16 protein-coding genes and 1 pseudogene are annotated in these 19,167 nt (G+C 72.6%); 4 read left to right on the top strand and 13 right to left on the bottom strand.

The annotated features are described in order from the left end of the window. On the top strand, positions 1-790 hold a 790-nt coding region (locus tag AB0E85_RS37905; protein ID WP_361937205.1), incomplete at its 5' end, for an RICIN domain-containing protein. Between the two features lie 58 nt (positions 791-848). On the opposite strand, the gene AB0E85_RS37900 is transcribed toward AB0E85_RS37905, so the two are convergent. Next, on the bottom strand, positions 849-2,018 hold the full coding sequence (locus tag AB0E85_RS37900; RefSeq protein ID WP_361937203.1) for a lactate 2-monooxygenase: 1,170 nt from the start codon (positions 2,016-2,018) through the stop codon (positions 849-851). 108 nt (positions 2,019-2,126) lie between these two features. Then, positions 2,127-2,681, bottom strand: a complete 555-nt coding sequence (locus AB0E85_RS37895; RefSeq protein ID WP_361937201.1) for a hypothetical protein — start codon at positions 2,679-2,681, stop codon at positions 2,127-2,129. A 326-nt stretch (positions 2,682-3,007) separates the two neighbouring features. Between AB0E85_RS37895 and AB0E85_RS37890 the strand changes: the two genes are divergently transcribed. Continuing rightward, positions 3,008-3,442 (top strand): protease inhibitor, encoded by a 435-nt coding sequence (locus AB0E85_RS37890; RefSeq protein WP_161367686.1) that lies wholly within the window; start codon positions 3,008-3,010, stop codon positions 3,440-3,442. Between the two features lie 163 nt (positions 3,443-3,605). Here AB0E85_RS37890 and AB0E85_RS37885 read toward each other — a convergent pair whose 3' ends face one another. From AB0E85_RS37885 to AB0E85_RS37845, 9 genes are all read right to left on the bottom strand, one after another. Further along, positions 3,606-3,812, bottom strand: a complete 207-nt coding sequence (locus tag AB0E85_RS37885; protein ID WP_361937199.1) for a CDGSH iron-sulfur domain-containing protein — start codon at positions 3,810-3,812, stop codon at positions 3,606-3,608. Further along, positions 3,793-4,449, bottom strand: a complete 657-nt coding sequence (locus AB0E85_RS37880) for a HemK2/MTQ2 family protein methyltransferase (protein ID WP_361937197.1) — start codon at positions 4,447-4,449, stop codon at positions 3,793-3,795. Before AB0E85_RS37880 ends, AB0E85_RS37885 begins: the two co-directional genes overlap by 20 nt. Before the next feature lie 21 nt (positions 4,450-4,470). Then, the gene (locus AB0E85_RS37875) at positions 4,471-5,478 is read right to left on the bottom strand and encodes an iron-containing redox enzyme family protein (protein ID WP_361937195.1); all 1,008 of its coding nucleotides are present in this window, start codon (positions 5,476-5,478) and stop codon (positions 4,471-4,473) included. Between the two features lie 357 nt (positions 5,479-5,835). Next, positions 5,836-6,036 (bottom strand): hypothetical protein, encoded by a 201-nt coding sequence (locus AB0E85_RS37870; protein ID WP_361937193.1) that lies wholly within the window; start codon positions 6,034-6,036, stop codon positions 5,836-5,838. Positions 6,037-6,070: 34 nt separating this feature from the next. Beyond that, positions 6,071-7,078, bottom strand: a complete 1,008-nt coding sequence (locus tag AB0E85_RS37865) for a Ppx/GppA family phosphatase (protein ID WP_361937191.1) — start codon at positions 7,076-7,078, stop codon at positions 6,071-6,073. Positions 7,079-7,202: 124 nt separating this feature from the next. Next, positions 7,203-10,028, bottom strand: coding sequence for an NHLP bacteriocin export ABC transporter permease/ATPase subunit (locus AB0E85_RS37860; RefSeq protein ID WP_361937189.1), 2,826 nt, complete (start codon positions 10,026-10,028; stop codon positions 7,203-7,205). 1 nt (position 10,029) lies between these two features. Next, on the bottom strand, positions 10,030-12,255 hold the full coding sequence (locus AB0E85_RS37855) for an NHLP family bacteriocin export ABC transporter peptidase/permease/ATPase subunit (RefSeq protein ID WP_361937187.1): 2,226 nt from the start codon (positions 12,253-12,255) through the stop codon (positions 10,030-10,032). Next, positions 12,252-13,058 carry an HlyD family efflux transporter periplasmic adaptor subunit gene (locus tag AB0E85_RS37850; RefSeq protein WP_361937185.1) on the bottom strand — a complete coding sequence of 269 codons (807 nt, stop codon included), beginning with the start codon at positions 13,056-13,058 and terminating at the stop codon, positions 12,252-12,254. Before AB0E85_RS37850 ends, AB0E85_RS37855 begins: the two co-directional genes overlap by 4 nt. 116 nt (positions 13,059-13,174) lie before the next feature. After that, positions 13,175-13,390: a hypothetical protein gene (locus tag AB0E85_RS37845; protein WP_003994898.1), complete on the bottom strand. Its 216-nt coding sequence runs from the start codon at positions 13,388-13,390 to the stop codon at positions 13,175-13,177. A 745-nt stretch (positions 13,391-14,135) separates the two neighbouring features. Between AB0E85_RS37845 and AB0E85_RS37840 the strand changes: the two genes are divergently transcribed. After that, entirely contained in the window at positions 14,136-15,533 is a 1,398-nt protein-coding gene (locus AB0E85_RS37840) for a S1 family peptidase (protein ID WP_361937183.1), read from the top strand. A gap of 116 nt (positions 15,534-15,649) precedes the next feature. Here AB0E85_RS37840 and AB0E85_RS37835 read toward each other — a convergent pair whose 3' ends face one another. Next, complete coding sequence (locus AB0E85_RS37835) at positions 15,650-17,806, bottom strand: SpoIIE family protein phosphatase (protein ID WP_361937207.1); 2,157 nt, start codon at positions 17,804-17,806, stop codon at positions 15,650-15,652. A 317-nt stretch (positions 17,807-18,123) separates the two neighbouring features. Between AB0E85_RS37835 and AB0E85_RS37830 the strand changes: the two genes are divergently transcribed. Next, positions 18,124-18,732 carry a response regulator transcription factor gene (locus AB0E85_RS37830; protein WP_361937181.1) on the top strand — a complete coding sequence of 203 codons (609 nt, stop codon included), beginning with the start codon at positions 18,124-18,126 and terminating at the stop codon, positions 18,730-18,732. A gap of 276 nt (positions 18,733-19,008) precedes the next feature. On the opposite strand, the pseudogene AB0E85_RS37825 reads toward AB0E85_RS37830, so the two are convergent. Then, positions 19,009-19,140: pseudogene (locus AB0E85_RS37825) on the bottom strand (hypothetical protein); the annotation flags it as partial. Positions 19,141-19,167 lie beyond the last annotated feature (27 nt).

The following is a 19,167-nucleotide window of genomic DNA, read 5'->3' as shown; positions in this document are numbered from 1 at the left end:
ACACATACAACGAGCACCGGGCGTCTCCGGCCGGCGCGGTGGTGGACGGCGGGGCGGCGGGCGGCACGGTCTGCTGTCCCGGCTCCCCGTGCCCGCCCGCCGGGCTCCGGAAGCGCTGCGCTCCTCACGAGCGCTGCTCTCGGGCGTCGGCGCGGTCTCCGCCGGGGTACTGGCGACGGTGCTCATCATCAGCGCGTCGTCCTACGACGGCGGGGAGGCCGACCCGGCCGGGTCCAACAGCGCCGCCGGCGGCAAGGGCCCCACGTCGGCGACGCCGCCCGGCACCGCCGGGCTTCCCTCGGCGCCGGGTGTGACGCGGCTGCGCAACGCCGGTGCCGACCTGTGCCTCGACATCCGGGGCCTGCCGGAGGAGGGCTCGGGCGCGAAGCTCGCGGAGTGCTCGACGGTGTGGACGCAGCAGTGGACGTACGAGGACGACGGGCTGCTGCGCAGCGTCGCCGATCCCGGGCTGTGTCTGGACTCCCACAAGGACGCCGGTGTCGTCGTCCTCGGCACCTGTGCCGAGGACGATGCCGAGCGGGGCGACGACGTGCGTTACGACCTCACCGTGCAGGGGGAGTTGCTGCCCCGCTGGGACGAGCAGCTCGCCCTCGCCCCGGCGGACGACGATCCGGACGCCGACCTCGTCGTCAAGGTGCGCGACCGCTCCTCCGACGCGCAGCGCTGGCAGCCGGAGCCCCTGCCGACGGCGGAGGGATCCCTGTCGATCGACGAGCAGGACGACCCGGCGGCCCGCCAGGTGACGCTCACCGAGGGCCGGACGGCCTGACGACGACCGCCGGGACCCGAGCGGGGCTGCGCCGCGGACACACGGCGCAGCCCACCCGTCAGACCGGATCCTCGACGAGGTCGGCCGGGCCGACCGTGCTCGGCGTGGCGTGCCCCGACAGGGCGAGGGTGAGGTCGAGTTCGGCCAGCAGGCAGCGGATGACGTGCTCGACGCCCGACCGGCCGTCGAGTCCGAGGCCGTAGACGTACGGACGGCCGACGAGGACCGCGCGGGCGCCGAGGGCGAGGGCTTTGAAGATGTCGTCACCGGTGCGGACGCCGCTGTCGAACAGGACGGTGAGCCGGTCGCCCACCGCCTCGGCGACGCGGGGCAGCGCGTCGGCCGCCGCGACGGACCCGGCCACCTGACGGCCGCCGTGGTTGGAGACGATCACGCCGTCCATGCCGGCGTCGGCGGCCAGCCGGGCGTCGTCCGGGTGCAGGACGCCCTTGAGGACGATCGGGCCGTCCCAGTTCTCCCGCAGGAACGCGAGGTCGGGCCAGCTCTTGGCCGGGTCGGAGAACATCCCGACGAAGTGCATCACGGCGGCGTTCGGATCCTCGTGCACCGGCTTGGCCAGACCCGCCTGGAACGCCGGGTCCGAGAAGTAGTTGGCCGTCCCGACCCCGTGCAGGAACGGCAGGTACGCCTGGTCGAGATCGCGCGGCCGCCACGACAGCAGCGGTGTGTCCAGGGTGACGACCAGCGCGGTGAACCCGGCCGCCCCGGCCCGGTTCAGGAAGCTGCGGGCCACCTCCGGGTCCTTCGGCCAGTACAGCTGGAACCAGCGCTCGGCGTCCCCCATGGCCTCCGCGACCTGCTCCATGGGGGTGCTGGACGCGGACGACAGGACGAACGGCACGCCCTGCGCGGCGGCGGCCCGGGCCGCGGCGGGCTCGGCGTCCGGGTGCATGATCGACAGCACGCCGACCGGCGCCAGCGCGAGGGGGGCGGGGAGGGCTCGGCCCAGCACCTCGACCGAGAGGTCCCGCTCGTGCACGTCCCGCAGCATGCGCGGGACGATCCGGCGGCGCTCCAGGGCCGCCCGGTTGGCGCGGGCCGTGCTGCCGTTGCCCGCGCTGCCCGCCACGTAGCCGACCGGGCCGGGCCCGAGCCGCTGCTCGGTGAGCTCCTCCAGCCGGGTCAGATCGGTCGGCAGGCGCGGTACGGCGCCCGACATCCCGTTCAGATAGATCTCGTACTGGAAGTCCGCCCAGTGCTTGCCCACCGTACGCCCGCCTCTCGTCGTCTCCTCGTCGAGACCGTGCCGTGCGGGCGACGATACCGAGCGGTATGCGCTCCGGTGGATCAGGGGGCGGACGGGGTCCGGCAGAGGTCACTCCTCGTCCGCGTGCGGTGCGGGATCCGGCTCGGTGTCCGGGCCCTGGGAGCGGACGCGGTGCACGTGCTCCAGGGAGTCGCGCAACTCGGTGAGCCAGTCGTCCGTATGACGTTGGACCAGGCGCACGCACCAGGCCAGCGCGTCGCTGCGGCTACGGGCCACGCCGCCGGCGATCAGGGTGTCGAGGACCTGGCGCTCCGGCTGGCGCAGCCGCGTCATGACCGGCGCGGCCACGTGCGTGAAGAGCGTCCGCCGCCCGCCGCACTCCACGCCCCAGGAGACCTTCCGGCGGAACCGGTGCTCGGCCTCGCGTGCCACGGCCATCCGGTCCTCACGGGTGCGCTCCCGGAACTCCTGCGCCCGGCTCTCCAGGGCCGCCTCCCGTTCGGCGGCCGGGGCGTCCTCGGCCAGCCGGGGTGCGGGGATGCGCCCGATCACGGTGATCTCCTCGCGGTCGACCGTGATCTCGGTCAGCTCCTCGAAGAGGTCGTCGGGCAGCCGGCCTGCGAACCAGCCGCGAAGCTTGTCTCTCTGCTCTGACGTAATCATGTAATGACGATTACTCGGCAGTTCCATGAACACAAGGGGTCACGAAGCGGTCGGCCGAGAGCGGAATCGGAATGTTTCAGGCCTATTAACGAACGCGCAGAAATCAGCCATCTGGCCGCTTCGTGACCTGGGGAACCGCGCAGTTACGGGCTTCACCGGCTTGGATTCCGTAACTTCGCGCCACTGATTCAATACGCAATGTTACTGAAACCCGTGGGGTCGATGTGTGTTTCCGCGGCGGACTCGGCAGACTCGCGCTCGCCGCTCCGGGCACCGACCGAGCACGGGCCGGCACACCCTGTAATCGATGCGGAAGGATGCACACAATGCGGACCACCGCGCGCTGGGCCATGACCCTCGGACTGACGGCCACCGCCGTCTGCGGACCCCTCTCCGGGGCCGCTCTCGCCGATCCGGGTCAGGCCCCCACCGCGCTCTACGCCCCGTCGGCCCTCGTTCTCACGGTGGGCCACGGCGAGAGCGCGATCGCAGCGACTCCGGAACGCGCGGTCACTCTGACCTGTGCCCCGACGCCCGCCGGCACGCACCCGGCGGCCGGACCGGCCTGCGCGGAACTGCGCGGCGTCGGCGGTGACTTCGACGCCCTGACCGCCAGGGACGGCGTGATGTGCACCAAGCAGTACGACCCGGTGGTCGTCACCGTCGACGGCGTGTGGCAGGGCAAGCGCGTCTCCTACGAGCGCACCTTCTCCAACGACTGCATGAAGAACGCCTACGGAACGGGCGTCTTCTCGTTCTGAGAGGGCTGAGCCCACAGACCGGGATCGCGCTGGATCCGTGAAGCACAGCGGGCCGTGGCTGGGGAGCCGGGCCGTTGTCACGGAAAGCCGCGATCTCGTGCGAGGGGGCCGACGGGCGGAGTGGGGCCGCCCGCCGGCCCCTGGGCGTTTCTGTGCCCGGGGCTCACGCCCGGTCGCGGTGGCTCGTGTCGCACCACGGGTAACGACGGCTCCGGCGGCAGGTGCACAAGGCCACGCGGAAGCGGTCGGAGGTGACGACGGAGCCGTCCTCCAGCTCCACTTCCACCGGCCCCTCCATCAGCAGCGGGCCCTTGCGCCGGACGACGACGCGGCGAGGCGCGGCGGACCGGTCAGACGGGGAGTTCGGCACGGACGACCACCAGCTCTTCCTTGTCATCGGCGGCGGACAGCAGCCCTCGCTCCCGCAGCCACCGTTCCCGGCCGCGCAGCACTGGTCCGAGCGCGATCCGGCGCCGGCGGGTCACGGCGGCCTTCAGACCGGCCGTGCGCAACTGCCCGACGGTCAGGTCCGGCCCGCTGAGCGCCGACTGGACCAGCAGCAGCACCCCGCCCGGCCGCAGCAGACCGGGCGCCTGCCGGCAGATCCGGTCCACGACCAGCCGTCCGTCGCCGCCCGCGTCCCAGGCCCGGGCCGCGCCCCGCGGCGGCCTGCGATGAGCCTCAGGCGCCGGCACGTACGGCGGATTGGCCAGGATCAGATCGAACGTCTCCTCGCGCACGGGTTCGAACAGGTTCCCGTGCAGGATGCGGACCGGAAGCCCTGCCACACGGGCGTTCAGCCGCGCGGCCCACACGGCGCTCCAGGACACGTCCACGGCGGTCACACGGCTGCCCCGGCGCGCGGCCTCCAGGGCCAGGGCGCCGCTGCCGGTGCCCACGTCGAGGACGTGCGCGCCCGGAGGCAGCGGCTCGTCGGACAGGGCACCGGCCAGCAGCTCGGTGTCCTCCTGCGGGGCGTACACGCCCGGGGGTACCAGTGCAATCACGGACACCGGGTACCCCGGCAATCAGGAGGTATGAGCTGCTTCCCGGGCAAGTGGTGCACGCAGTGACGAACGGGATGCCCGCCAGTCGGTGAGCAACCGGGTGCCGAAGCGTTCCTCGACGAATTCGGTGGCGTCGATGCCGAAGGCGATGTCCGGGGCGAGATGCGGCTCGCGCTCCAGCAGTCCGCCGATGACGTCGTGGCGCACCACCTGCTCGTGAACCGCGTCGGCCTCGACGTGCTCGTCGTAGAAGTGCTCGGCCGCGGGCCCGGCGCCGGTGCGGCGCATCGCCTCGGCGAGCCGCCGCGACCCCGGTGACGAGGTGATCTCGACGGTCGCGAAGTGGCCGACCAGGGCGCCTCTGAGCGCCCGGTGCAGCCCGAAGAGGGACATCATGTTCACGGTGACCAGGGCCTCGGCGGACGCCGCGTCGAGATAGCGGCCGTACGTGGTGTCCAGACCCAGGTCCGTCATCAGGTCGGCGAACAGGGCGGCGTGCACGCGGTCGGCGCGGCCCCCGCCCCACTCGTCGAACTCGACCGCCGCCATCGCCGCCTTCGCCCGGCCCCACAGCCGCGGCAGCACCCAGGCGTGCGGGTCCGCCTCCTTGAGGTGGTACAGGGAGCGCTGGGCCGCGTACTCGCGCACCTGCCACAGCTCGCCCTCGTCCCGCAGGAAGTGGGTGACGCCGGTGCCCTCGACGGGCTCCACCAGCAGGCCGGCCAGTGCCTCGTCCACGCTGTCGTGGACGTGTGCGTCGGTGCGCAGCGCGGACAGGAAGCGCTGCTCCATGGCGCCGCGGACACGCAGCAGGTCCGGATCCCACTCGCGCTCCGGGGGGACGCCCGCGAAACCGCGGTAGTGCAGCTCGTAGCACAGGTACAGGGCGAGCTGGAGGTCGTCGCCGTACACCTCGGCGCGGGCGACGTCCTCCACGGGGGGCAGGCGGCCCGCGCCGCGCAGATGGGCGTCGACGCCCCTGCTCAGCGGGCCGCGCGGGGCGGGCAGTCGTGGTCCTTCGTGCTCCATGCGCGCCGGGTACCCGTCCGGCGACCGGGGTCACCCGCCGCGTGCCCCCGCCCCGATGGGTACTCCGGCGAGTCATACAGGCACTCGTGGTCACCGGTGACGAGGACGGGCCGCCCGTGATCAACGGGATCACGGGCGGCCCGTGGGGACATCGGCTGCACGATCCCCGGCCAGGCGCGGACGTACTGGAACCGGGGGCCGGACCCCGGGCCGGGCTTCCCGGACGCCGGGCGGGCCACGAGAGGTCACGGTCGACCGGGCGGGCCGTGGCGGCGAACCCGCTCGGAGTGGCCCGGGCGCCGGCGGCGCGGCCGCTCGGACCGCCGCCCCGGTGCTCCGGGCCCGCCCCGGCTTCCGTCAGTCTCCCTCGGACTCCTCCTGGGCACGTGTGTTGGGGGTGATGGCCTCTCCCGCCTCGCCCCGGTGGCGGCGCCGCTCGTCCGAGTCCCGGGTGCGGTTCTCGGCGTCCTCGACCTCGCGCAGCACCTCCTCCAGGGCCGTCTCGGGCGGCTTGCCGTGCTGGTTCTCGTCCCGGTCGTGGTCCTTGTGCTGGGACACGGGGGCTCCTTCCTGTTCGGTACGTCCTGGACAGTCAGCTGGATGCGGCGGCGATGCGCAGTGGCACCGGGTCGACAGGGGCGGCCTCCGCACTGCGGTGGGCGACCTCCGCCCACCAGGAGGGGCCGTCCTCGATGTGGCGCAGCAGCACCCCCTCGCGGATCGCCCACGGACAGACCGTGACGGCCTTGATGCCGGTCAGCTTCAGGGCGGTGTGTCCGACCACCGCGCCCGCCAGGCTCTGCGCGGCGCGGGGCGCGGAGATGCCGGGCAGGTGCGCGCGTTCGGCGGCGGGCAGGGCGGCCAGCCGGGTGATCGCCGCCCGCAGTTCGGAGCGGTGCATCTGCCGGTCGACGAACGGTCCGTGACGTCCGGGCGCCGCGCCGCACAGCCGCCCCAGCTGCTGGAAGGTGCGGGAGGTGGCGACCGCGGTGCGCGGGCCCTCCCAGCGGATCCGCGCCGCGACGTCCCGCAACTGGTGGCGGACCTTGCGGCGCAGCGCCCGCACCCGCTCGGGCGACGGCGGATCCTCGTCCGCGAAGAACTCGTGCGTCAGCCGCCGGGCGCCCAGCGGCAAGGAGGCCACGAAGTCGGGCAACCGGCCGCGTCCGAAAGCGACTTCGAAGGTGCCGCCGCCGATGTCGAGCAGGGCGAGGGGCCCCGACCGCCAGCCCATCCAGCGCCGGGCCCCGAGGAACGTCAGTTCGGCCTCGACCTCGCCCGGCAGGGTGCACAGGTCGACGCCCGTACGGGCACGGACGGTGCGCAGCACCTCGTGCCGGTTCGGCGCGTTGCGCACCACGGCGGTCGCGAAGGCCAGCGGGCCCGCCGCACCCCACCGGCCGGCGGTCCTGCTCGCCTCGGCCACCGCGTCGACCAGTTGGTCCACGGCTCGCTCCGGGACGGGTCCCCCCGGTGTGACCTGCTCGGACAGCCTGAGTCGCCACTTGGCGGTGTGCACGGGCAAGGGCACCCCGTCCGCCGCGTCCGCGACCACCAGTCTGACCGTGTTCGATCCCACGTCCACCACGCTGATTCGCATGGGCGGTGGGTACCCGTTTACGGCCCGGGTCAACAGACCGCACGCCGGGGACCGGCGAGGACGCGCCACGGAGCGGTGAGAGGGGGCCGCCGTGTCCCTGTGCGTGATGAGGGCGTGCGCTGCGTCACGCCATCTGGCGGCGCACCAGCTCGTGCAGCCGGCCGTTCGTGTCGGCGAGCAGCTGGGCGGGTGGGCCCTGCTGGATGACCTTGCCGTCCTCCATCACCACGACCCGGTCGGCGTCCATCACGGTCGACAGCCGGTGCGCGATGACGATCCGGGTGGCGTTCAGGGCCTTGGTGCTCTCGATGACCGTGCGCTGTGTCTCGTTGTCGAGTGCGCTGGTCGCCTCGTCGAAGAAGAGGATGCGCGGCCGTCGGATCAGCGCCTGGGCGATCATCAGCCGCTGGCGCTGGCCGCCGGAGACGGCTCCGCTGCCCGCGACGATGGTGTGCAGCCCCATCGGCATCCGCTTGATGTCCTCGGCGAGACCGGCCATCTCGGCGGCGGCCATGGCCTCCTCCGGGGTGTACGGCTCGGTGCCGCAGATGACGTCCAGGATCGAGCCGTTGAACGGCTGCGCGTGCTGGAGCACCACACCGCACTGGCGGCGCACCGCGGACTGGTCCAGGGCCGCGAGGTCCTGCCCGTCGTAGAGCACGCTGCCCGACACGGGCCGGTCGAAGCCGATCAGCAGCCGCAGCAGCGTCGACTTCCCGCAGCCGCTCGGGCCGACGACCGCGACGAACTCGCCCGGCCGCACCTCGAACGACACGTCGTCCAGGACCAGCGGGCCGTCGTCCGCGTACCGGAAGGACAACCGCCGCGCCTCGATCGCGCCGGTCAGCGGACCGGGCCGGGTGCTCGCCGTGCGCACCTCCGGCGTCGCGTCCAGCACCGGCTTGATCTCCTCGAACAGCGGCAGCGCGGCCACCGCCGAGACGAACGCGCCCGTCAGCTGGGTGACGGAGGTCAGGACCATCGTCACCGAGGTGTTGAAGGTGAGGAACGCCGCCGCCGACATCGAGCCGCGGGCCGGACCCGCCAGGAGCATGAACATCAGCAGGGTGCACAGCGGCAGGTACACCGCGCCCAGCACCGTCGTGAGGTTCTTGATGCGGCCGACCTTCTGCTGGAGCTCCCGGCTGCGCGCGAACTCCGACGCCCACGCGGCGTACGCGTAGTTCTCGGCGGCGGCCACCCGCAGCTTGGGCAGGCCCCGCAGCGTCTGGAACGCCTGGTTGTTCAGCTTGTTGGAGAGCACCACCAGACGCCGCTGCCAGCGCACCTGCCACAGCCCGAGCCCCAGGAACACCGCCGCGATGACGACGAGCACCCCGATCGCGGCCATCGCCATCGGCACGCTGTACCAGAACAACAGCCCCAGGTTCATCGCCCCGACCGTCACCGACTGCGCGACCGTCGGCCCGACCCCCGCCAGCAGCCGGCGGATCGAGCTGATGCCCATGGCGGCGCTGGCCAGTTCGCCCGTGGAGCGCTCGGTGAAGAACCGTGTCGGCAGCCTCAGCAGCCGGTCCCACACCGCCGGCTGGAGCGTGGCCTCGATACGGCCCTCGATCCGCAGGATGGTGAGGTTCTGCAACAGCATGAAGGCCGCCGCCACCACACTGCTCAGCATCACCGCGAGGCACACCTGCACGATCAGGTCCGTCTGCGCCTTCGGCACGAACTCGCCCAACACCTTGCCGGTCGCGATGGGCACCAGCGCGCCGATCGCCACCGTGACCAGACCGCTGAGCAGCAGGCCCGTCAGATCGCCGCGCATGCCCTGCATGCAGAACCGCAGCAGCCCCAGCGGACTGAGCCCCCGCTCCGGCAGGGGACGGTAGAACATCACCGCGCGCGGCTCGAACTCGTCGGCGTTGGCCTTCTCGACCGGCGTCTCACGCCCGGTCGACGGATGCACCGCGACATAGCCGCCGCGCCGCCACAGCAGTGCGACCGGCGCGCCCGACAGGGCCCGTTGACCGACCAGCGGCCCTGCGTTGTCCCGCCACCAGCGGCCGTCGAGCCGTACGGCCCGGGTCCGCACGCGGGAAGCCAGGGCGACCTGTTCCACCGGGTCGAGGCGGTCGCCGCCGGTGCCTTTCTGGGTCGGCTCGGTGATCCGGATCCCGGCCGCCTGCCCGACCAGCTTGCAGGCCGCGTACGTGGCGTCGGCGTCGGCCGAGGTGGTCCGCTTGCCCGACCGCTTCCCGATGGAGGCGAGGAGCGTCTGATCGGCCTGGGCACGCACCGCCTCACCGGCCTTGATGCCCTCGGCCGTGCGCGTCTCGTGCGTACGCTCCAGCTGCTCGATCCAGCGGTCCAGCGTGGTGAGCAGCCGGTACTGCTGGTCGACCATCGACTGCCACAGCGCGGGGTCCATCAGCAGATCGGCCGCGGCCTCCGCCCCGTAGAGCGAGCCGTACTGCACGCTGCCCGGCGGCACCTGCATCCAGAACACGTCGTCGTCCGTGGGCGCGGCGGCCCGCTCGGTGGCCATCGGCGCCTGGAAAAGGATCGACAGGCTGCGGCCGACCCCGAGGGCGAGCGCGTACTCCAGCGGACTCGTCGTCGGCGGCACGTACTGCGGGTTGCCGTACTCGTCGTACGACCAGGTCGCCGTGTTGGCGGGCTGGTACAGCTCGCGCAGGCCGATGCGGTGCACCACGCAGTCCCGCAGCGGCCGGGCCACCAGGGTGTGCTGCGGGCCCGGCACCGGGCCGAGCACCAGCGAGCCCGCCTCCAGACGGCCCAGGTGGTGCCAGTGGCCCTGCTGCCCGGCATCCACGGCGAACAGGTCCACGGCGCCGGACGCGATCAGCCACAGCACCTGCGGGCCTTCGAGGTCGAGCCGGCTGAACCCGGCGCAGTCGATGCGCGAGCCCATCTGCCCGAAGGCGCCCAGCACGAGGTCGCCGTCGTGCCCTTCGTGAACGGCCGTCATCTCACCGCTCCCTGACCAGTGCCGCGTACGCACCGCCGCGGGCCACCAGGTCCTCGTGCCGTCCCCGCTCCACGACCGTGCCGTGCTGGAGGACGACGATCTCGTCGCTGTCGCGCACCGTGCTCAGCCGGTGCGCGATCACCACGCAGGCGCAGCCGCGCCGGCGCAGGTTGTCCATCACGACCTGCTCGGTCTCGGCGTCCAGCGCGCTCGTCACCTCGTCGAGCACCAGGATGCTCGGGCGGCGCACCAGGGCCCGCGCGATCTCCAGGCGCTGGCGCTGCCCGCCGGAGAAGTTGCGGCCGTCCTGCTCCACCCTGCTGTGGATGCCGCCCGGGCGGCGTGTGATCACGTCGTACAGGGCGGCGTCGCGCAGCGCGTCCTCCACCGCGTCGTCCGGGATGGACGGGTCCCACAGCGCCACGTTGTCGCGGACCGTGCCCTCGAAGAGGAACACGTCCTGGTCGACGAAGGAGACCGAGGCGGCCAGCGCTCCGCGCGGGATGTCCTCGATGCGCTGCCCGTCGATGCGGATCACGCCCTCCCACGGCGCGTACAGCCCGGAGATCATCCGGGACACCGTGGACTTGCCGCTGCCCGAACCGCCGACCAGGGCGACCTGCTGCCCGGGGCCGACCGTCAGGTCGAAGCCGGTGAGCAGGGGTTTGTCGAGCGGGCTGTAGCCGAACATGATGTTCTCCAGCTCGACATGGCCCTGGAGGCGGCGCGTGGACTCGCTCCCGCCCGGCCGGCCGTAGAGCGGGTCGGCCTTGAAGTTCTCGACGTCCTTCAGCCGGGCCACGTCCGCCGCGAAGTCCTGGATGCGGCCGGCCACACCGTTCAGCCGGGTCAGCGGGGCCGTGAACCGGGCGACCAGCGCCTGGAAGGCGACCAGCAGACCGACCGAGATGTGCCCCTCGACCGCCCGCATGCCGCCGATCCACAGGATCAGCCCGCTGTTGAGGGTGGCGAGCGTCGGCGCGACCACACCCAGCCAGGCGCTCGGCACGCCGAGGCGCTGCTGCTCCTCCAGGGTGGTGGCGTGCTGTCCGGCCCACTTGCGGAAGTAGCCGTCCTCGCCGCCGGTCGCCTTCATCGTCTCGATCAGCTGGAGGCCCGTGTAGGCGGTGTTGGTCAGCCGGGCCGTGTCCGCGCGCAGCTTCGCGGTGCGCGTCGCCCGCAGCCGGATCACCACCCGCATCGCGACGATGTTCAGCAGGGCCACGCCGATGCCCACGAACGTGAGCTGCGGGTCGTAGGTGTACAGCAGCACCGCGTACAGGACGACCACGACCGCGTCCACGCCCGCCGCCGCGAGATCGCGGGACAGGGTCTCGGACACCGCGTCGTTGGACTGGAGGCGCTGCACCAGGTCGGCCGGGCTGCGCTGGGAGAAGAACGTCACCGGCAGCCGCAGCAGATGCCGCAGGAAGCGGGCGCTGGAGAGGGTGGAGGAGATGATGCGGCCGCGCAGCAGGTTGGCCTGCTGGAGCCAGGTCAGCACCACCGTGAGCAGCACGCACGCCGCCATCGACGGGAACAGCACGCCGAGCAGCGAGGTCTGGTTGCCGATCAGGAACTCGTCGATGTAGGTGCGGCTCAGCGCGGGCACCGCCGCACCGACCGCCACCAGCAGCAGACTCGCCAGCACCGCCGCGGGCATCGTGCCCGCCGTGCCACGCAGCCGGGCCGGCATCGCGCCCAGGACACCGGGCTTGCGGCCGCCCCGGGCGAAGTCCTCGCCGGGCTCCATCACCAGCACGACACCGGTGAAGCTGCCGTCGAAGTCCTCCATGGGGATGAACCGGCGGCCCTTGCCGGGGTCGTTGATGTAGACGCCCCGGCGGCCGAAGCGCCGGCCCATGCCGTCGTAGACGACGTAGTGGTTGAACTCCCAGAACAGGATGGCCGGCGACGTCACCTCGGCCAGGGCGGCCAGGTCCATCTGCATGCCCTTGGCCGTCAGGCCGTAGGAGCGGGCCGCCTTCAGCAGGTTGCTCGCGCGTGAGCCGTCCCGGGAGACACCGCACGCGATGCGCAGTTCCTCCAGCGGGACGTGCTTGCCGTAGTGCCCGAGCACCATCGCCAGGGAGGCGGCGCCGCACTCGACGGCCTCCATCTGGAGCACCGTGGGCGTGCGGACGGTCTTCGCCCGGGCCTTGGGCACCTTTCGCCGGGGCGGGGCGGCCCGTCGCCTGCTGCGGGGTTCCTGCGCGGTCGCGCTCATGGCAGCAGCCAGTCGACGGGACGCTGGTCGGACAGCCGGATCGAACCGGAGGCCGGCGTCATGGAGGCCAACTTGAACGGCGGCCCGTCCGCGGAGGACCACGTGTAGCCGCTCTTCGTGGCGGAGGACCTGTCCAGCCGGACCGTCACGGCCACCGGTCTGCCCTTCTTGGTGAACTGCTCGCCGAGCTGGCTGTCCCCGAGGAACGCGGCGATCTGCTGCGGGGACTGCGCCGAGCGGTCCACCGACTTCACATGGCCGCGCAGCACGCCGTACTCCTGGGTCGGCACCGACTGCACGGTCAGGTCCACGGCCGCGTCGTCGGGGATCGAGGCGGCGTTCTGGGCGGGGACGTACACGGTCGCGTAGAGCGGGTCCCCGGCACGGGCGACCTTCTCGACGGCGGCGACGTTCGCGCCGGTCCGGATGATCTGCCCGACGGTCGCGGCGAGCGCGGAGACACGGCCCGCGTCGAGCGTACGGACGACCGCTTCTTGGTTGCCCGTGCGGACCTTGAGGACGGGGGAGCCGGCGGGCAGCTGCTCGCCCTGCTTGGCGAGCACCGCGGTGACCTGGCCCGCGACGGGGCTCTGGAGGACGTAACTGCCCTGCCCGTGCGTGAGGATGGCGGGCGCGCTGACGGTCGAGGTCACCGAGCCGGTCACCGCCCACACCGAGGCGGCGGCCATGGCGACCACCGTCACCGAGAGCACGAGCCAGCCCTGCGGACGGGCGAAGCGCACCGGCAGGTCGAGTTCCTCCGGTGACTGGAGCTTGGCGAGGGCCTGTTGGCGGAACTGCAAGGAACTTCCCTCACCCGTAGGAGAGATACGGACGGCCCCCGCAGGGACTCGTACGGAACCCGAAGAACCCGGAACCGCCGGCTGCGGTTCCGGGAATCAACGGCACAAGGGCTCGATCAGAGGCCGGAGACCAGGCCGGTGACCGGGGCCGTGTTGAGGCCGGTGACGCCCTCGACGGTGCCGACGGCGGTGTCGACCAGGCCGGAGACCGGGGCAATGCCGTCAACGGTGTCGGTGACGGTGTTCACGGCGTTCACGGACAGGCCGCCGGAGATGGCGTCGAGCTGGGCGTCAGCGATCTCGACGGTCTCGACCTGGGGGGTGGAGTTCATGATGGAACTTCCCTTCATATGGGTATCTCACAAGGGGGGAGCGGCCCCCTCTGGGGGACAGATGACGGCCGCGACCGCGAGCACCGGGCATCCGTCTCCGAGTGCCCTGAGCGGCCCCCGCGGTGCGATGGATCAAAGCACGCCGCTGCTCCGCGCTTCCAATCAACCAGCCCCCTCACCAGGCAACTTGCGCCTCAGCGGCACCGATCCGTGCAGGTTCGTGCACGGCTTGGCGGCGAGTTCTTCACATGCGGCACCGCATCGGCGCATCCCGGCCCTTGTCCGGCGGGACGGCGAATCCGGCACTCCCGCCCCAAAGGCGTGTCCGACCCGGCCGGGGTGTGGATAACCCTCATTTCGGTGACCGGGTTGAGCATTCGATGTGCAGATTCGCTGAAGCCGGGATTTGGCTCCGTGACGTCGACGGATCGTTTCCGGACGGATACGGAGGGTTGCGTTCCGCCCGGTCGGTGGGCGCCCGTCGCTGAAAGGCCGTCATCCGGCCATCGATCTCCCCGGTCGGGCCCGACCCGCTCTCCTGGACCGGCCTTGTGCGAGCAGGGCGGCAGGGGAGCGCGGGGTCGCCGTGCGAGCGGCGGGAGTTGGCTGATTCCGCGATGCGAAGGGATCACTTGCAATCGGAATTGAACGCCCCGTGCGGCCCGTGCGTACCAACAGCCATCCAGGCGCCCCCCAGAAGCTGCCGGACGGCGGCACCTACTCCGTTCCCCAGGAGGAGAGAAGTTTGAGTCACAAGCGAATCCCGAAGCGCAAGGCCGCGATAGCGGCGGGCAGCGTGGTGGCGCTCGGCGCGGCCGCGATCCTGCTCCCCAACGCCAACGCCTCGCAGGACGGTTCGTCCGACGACGCCGCCGCCGCGCCGAAGACCCTGAAGGCGGGCGACGCCTCGGATCTCGCCTCGCAGCTCTCCGGGCTCCTCGGTGAGGCGTTCGGCGGCTCCTACTACGACGGCGACAGCCAGCAGCTCGTCGTCAACGTCGTACCGGGCGACAACAACAACGTGATCGTGCAGGCGAAGGCGGCCGGCGCGAAGGTCCGCGAGGTCGACAACAGCTGGTCGGAGCTCCAGGACGGCGCCTCGACGCTGAAGTCCGAGGCGACCATCGCCGGCACCTCCTGGTCGATCGACCCGCGCACCAACAAGCTCCTGGTGACCGCCGACAGCACCGTGACCGGTGCCAAGTGGGACAGACTGGAGAGCACCGTGCAGGAGCTCGGCTCCGGCATGGCCACGCTCAAGAAGTCCTCCGGTACGTTCAAGCCGTTCGTCTCCGGTGGTGACGCCATCTTCGCGGGCGGCTCGCGCTGCTCCCTCGGCTTCAACGTCACCGCGGGCGACGGCTCGCCCGCCTTCCTGACGGCCGGTCACTGCACCCTCGGCGGCAACGAGTGGTCGGACACCCAGGGCGGTCAGCCGATCGCGACCGTCGACCAGTCGACGTTCCCGGGCAACGGCGACTTCGCACTCGTGAAGTACGACGACCCGGCGACCGAGGCGCCCAGCGACGTCAACACCGGCAACCAGACCGTCCAGATCACCGAGGCCGCGGAGGCGACCGTCGGCCAGGAGGTCTTCCGGATGGGCAGCACCACCGGGCTCGCCGACGGCCAGGTCCTCGGCCTGGACGCCACGGTGAACTACCCGGAGGGCACCGTCACGGGCCTCATCCAGACCAACGTCTGCGCCGAGCCCGGCGACAGCGGCGGCTCGCTGTTCACCCAGGACGGTCTGGCCATCGGCCTGACCTCCGGCGGCAGCGGCGACTGCACGGTCGGCGGCGAGACGTTCTTCCAGCCGGTGACCACCGCCCTGGAAGCGGTCGGCGCGACCCTCGGCGCGGGTGGCGCCGCGGGCGGCGGTGCCGGTGCCGGCGACGAGGCCGGTGCGGGTCAGGAAGCCGGTGCGGGCGAAGAGGCCGGTGCGGGCCAGGAAGCCGGGGCGGGCGACGAGGCCGGCGCGGGCGCCGGTGAGGAAGCCGGAGCCGGTGAAGAGGCCGGTGCCGGTGAGCAGGCCGGTGCCGGTGAGCAGGCCGGAGGCGGCGAGGCCGGTGCCGGCGCCGGAGCCGGTCAGGACGCGGGCCAGGGTGTCGAGGACAACTCCGGTCTGACCGAGAGCCGCTGACGCCCACACAGCCGTCGGCAGCCGGTCCGACGCCGCCGGCCCGGTTCCGCCCCCTTCCTGGCGGAACCGGGCCGGCCACCGGCGTTCCCGGCCCGGGTGCCGACGGCCCCCGCGACCTACCCGAGGGCCCTGATCAGCAACAGGGCGATGTCGTCCAGCCGTTCCTCCCCGTCAGAGCGCTGCCGCTGCTGCTGGACGAGGCTGTCGGCCAGTTCGTCCAGCGGCTGGTCCCCGGCGTCGCCCAGCCGCCGGCCCAGATCCGCGAGCGCCTCCTCGAAATCCGTGCCGGGGGATTCCACCAGGCCGTCGGTGTAGAGGACGAGGAGCGAACCGGGAGCAAGAGCGACCTCCGTCGTCGGGTACACCGCCGAGGCGTCGATGCCCAGCAGCGGGCCGCCCGCCAGGTCGAGGACGCGCACCTTTCCGTCCGGACGTCTCAGCAGCGGCGGGGGATGGCCCGCCCGGGACATCACGGCCCGCCCGTGCTCCGGGTCGAGCCGCAGGTACAGACAGCTGGCGAACAGGTCGGACCCCAGGTCGAGCAGCAGCCGGTTGGTGCTCCGCATGACCTCCTCGGGAGCCTGCCCCACGGTCGTGTACGCGCGCACCGCGGTGCGGACCTGCCCCATCAGCCCGGCCGCCGTCACGTTGTGGCCCTGGACGTCGCCGATCACCGCCGCCGCCGTCCCCTGAGTGCCGACCAGGTCGTAGAAGTCCCCGCCGATGTCCATGCCCTGAGTGGCCGGCACGTAGCGGCCCACCGCCTCGATGCCGGGCAGCGACGGCAGCGAGTGCGGCAGCAGCGCCTCCTGGAGTCCGTGCGCGAGCCGGTGCTTGGCGTCGTAGAGCAGCGCCCGCTCCAGTGCCTGCGCGATCAGCCCGGCCATGCTGGTCATCACCGCCCGCTCCTCCGTCGGGAACGGGTGCGGTTCGGCGTAGGAGAGCACGCACGTCCCCACCGGGCGGCCCTGGGCGATCAGCGGGAGATAGGCCCAGGCCGCGAACCCGTCGGGGGTGGCGAGCCGCACCGGGTACAGGCGCTCCAGCTCCTCCTGCGACTCGAAGAAGGCGGGCACGCCCGTCCGCAGCACCTGGGTGCCGGGTGTCGACTCCGTCAGGGGCATCCCGTCGAACCGTTCCACCAGGTGCGGGTCCCGGTATCCGCGGTGCCCGAGCACCCGCAGCCGGTTCGCCCGCGAGCCCAGCACGACCAGGGCCTGACTGCCCACGGCCGGGGCGATCTCGTCCGCGACCAGCTGCACCACGTCCTGCACCCCCACCGCCTCGGTGAGCGCTCCGGCCAGGTCCAGCACCTGAGAGATGGTGACGAGCCGGGAGGGCGCCCCGTCGGGCGGCGGTACGGTCCGGTTCATCCGCGACACGGCCCGGGACCTGGTGATGCGCACGCTCAGACCCGTCGTGCTCGGGTACAGCCGGAACGACAGCCACTCGCCGGGCGGGCGCAGCGCCACGAACGAGGTGACCTGCTGACTGAGCAGCGCAGCCCGGTAACGGTCCTCGTACACCGGGTCGTTGAGCCAGGGCACCGATGCCCACAGCTGGGTGCCGAGCAGCCGGCTCACCGGGACGTTCAGCAGCTCGGCCGCGGCCGCGTTCACGAAGCCGATGCGGCCGTGCAGGTCCAGCGAGACCAGCCCGTACGGCAGCCGGCTCACCATCCGGGCCGCCTCGACCGTGCCGAGCGTGCCCGCCATGCCCCCCACCAGGGGCGCGGCGAGCAGATCGGTCTCGGGGTGGGGCGGGATGCTGTGCTCGGCGGCCCGCTCCAGCCGGACCGCCAGCCGGCCGCAGGCCGCGGTCAGATGCTCGCGCTCGTGGTCGGACATCTCCTCCGGGTGCGCGCCCGGCCAGGTCACGAAGACCGCGCCGTAGACGGTGGACTCGGTGGCGATCGGCACCGCTGCCAGGGCGAAGGGGTACGGCAGCACCACCGCGATCCGCGGATAGTGCCGGGCCATCTGCTCCTCGCCCCCGACCCACACCAGCCGCCGCTCGCGCGCCGCGTCGGAGACGGGGATCGGCGCGCTCAGGCCCACCCGCTCCCAGGGCGCCGCGAACGCCCGGGGCAGCCCGGCCATCACCGCCATCTCCAGCACCGGCTGATCCGGTGCCATCAGGTACACGGCGCCGGAATGGGCGTGCACCTCGTCCATCATCGAGGCCAGCGCCAGGGAGAGCAGGGGCCGGCCGACCGGCGTCCTGGCGGCTGCCGGCGCCTGAGCGGAGGACTGCCCGTCGGACACGCCGACCACCTCCTCGCAGGGCCGCGCGACCGGGTCCAGGAACAAATCTCCCCCCTGACGGCCCGTCCCGCACGACGAGCGGCTCCGGAACCGACCCGGTTACCGTCGGTCACATGTGCTCCGGACCCGCCGGGTGCACGTGCCTACCCCGACCGCCCCGACCCATGCCCCCGTAGTCGAAGCGTGGCCGGGCGTACGGGCGCTGGGTGTGCGCCCCCGCGCACCCTGATGGCCGGTTCTCCGCGCCCACGCAGGGTCACGGTCGCGAACAATGGGGCACGCGCTCAATACGACGAGGGGGCGTACGGCGAGCGGAGGGGGTGGCAGTGATCCGGGTGCTTCTGGTGCACGACGAGTGTCTGGTGAGGTCCGTGCTGGCGGAGTGGCTGCGGCAGGAGGCCGACCTGGCGGTGCACGACACGTCGTGGCGCGGTGCGCCGGGCATGATGCGGTCGGTTCGGCCGGACGTGTGCGCGGCGGACCTGGAGTGCGCGGACTCCTACGGCATCCCTCCGCTGGGCGAGCTGTGCCGGCCGGGGCCGGACCGGGTGCGGCCGCGATTACTCGTGCTCGCCACCGCGAACCGGCCGGGGCTGCTGAAGCGGGCGGCCGAGGCGGGGGCGCTCGGCTACGTCGACAAGGAAGGATCCCCGCAGAATCTGCTGCGCGGGATCCGTCGCGTTGCCGAGGGGGAACGTTTCGTCAACGACTCGCTGGGCTTCGGGTTCCTCAAGGCGGCCGAGATGCCGCTGACTCGCAGAGAACTGAGCGTGTTAACCCTCGCGGCCGAGGGGGCCTCCATCGCGGAGATCGCCGGGAGCCTGCACCTGTCCCACGGAACGGTGCGCAACTACATGGCGGCCATCACCCGCAAGACCGGGGCCCGCAACCGCATCGACGCGATACGCATCTCGCAGGGTCAGGGCTGGCTCTGATCCCCGCCGGGCCGGGGCGGGGGCCCAGCCCCCCACGAGGTCCCGGTACAGCGCGCAGGACCGCATCAGCTCCTCGTGGCTGCCGTACGCGGTGCTCCGGCCGTCCATCACCAGGACACGGCTGGCGCGGCGGGCCGAGCTGATGCGGTGGGCGACGACGACCAGCGTCCCGCCCGGCCGCGCGGCGAACGCCCGCTCGGCGCGCTCCTCCGTCCCGGGGTCCAGATGGCAGGTCGCCTCGTCCAGCAGGGCCAGCGGGGCGTGCGACAGCCAGGCCCGGGCCAGGGCGACGAGCTGCCGCTCACCGGCCGACAGCGCCGTCGGATCGACCCGGGCGCCGAGCCCGCCGAGTCGGCCGGCCAGCGGGGTGAGGCCGACCGCCTCGGCCGCGGCGGGCCGCTCCTCCACGGACACCCGGTCCGGGGGGCGGTATGC

This window comes from Streptomyces sp. NPDC029044 (assembly GCF_040637495.1).
Lineage (GTDB): Bacteria > Actinomycetota > Actinomycetes > Streptomycetales > Streptomycetaceae > Streptomyces.
The sequence above is the reverse complement of the archived record's forward strand: the minus strand, read 5'-3'. Positions and strand labels throughout refer to the sequence as shown.